Genomic DNA, 456 nt, shown 5'->3' with positions numbered 1-456 from the left:
GATGGACTTGTAGACTAGGAGTAAAAAATGAAATGGAATCAATTGTTGGATCTTCTTAAATCATCCCTTCCTTTAGGTAGTATTACAACTTATGGTGAATTATCTGACCATTTATTTGGTCATCGAGAGGGCGGTCAATCGGTTCGTTCAATGCTTCAAGCTGCAGTTGATTCTGATTTTACAAATTCCCGCTTTACTAATCGAGTTATCTATACAAATGGTAAGGTTGCCGATGTTAATGGCCAAATATATCAATTAGAAGCTGAAGGTATTGAAATTAAAGATAACCGTGTAGATCTTTCAAAAGTAAAGTTGGTAACGTTCTAGAAGAATTCACATAACAAATGCATCAACACGATTTACTACACTCGGCATCTCAGGTTGTCGGGTGTTTCTCGTTTTAAGGCGTCAATTTCAAGTATGATTGCATAGTAGTAAACGTGTTATGCAGGCGTT

Annotated in this window: 1 protein-coding gene; it reads left to right on the top strand. The window is 36.6% G+C overall.

What is annotated here, in order from left to right:
* Window positions 1–27 precede the first annotated feature (27 nt).
* On the top strand, window positions 28–327 hold the full coding sequence (locus PVK70_RS18945; RefSeq protein ID WP_072055739.1) for a hypothetical protein: 300 nt from the start codon (window positions 28–30) through the stop codon (window positions 325–327).
* The last annotated feature ends 129 nt before the right edge of the window (window positions 328–456 follow it).

Origin of the sequence: Aliivibrio sp. A6 (assembly GCF_028765505.1) — a bacterium.
Classification (GTDB): domain Bacteria; phylum Pseudomonadota; class Gammaproteobacteria; order Enterobacterales; family Vibrionaceae; genus Aliivibrio; species Aliivibrio finisterrensis_A.
Note: the sequence above shows the minus strand (reverse complement) of the source record. Positions and strands in the feature narration are given on the sequence as shown.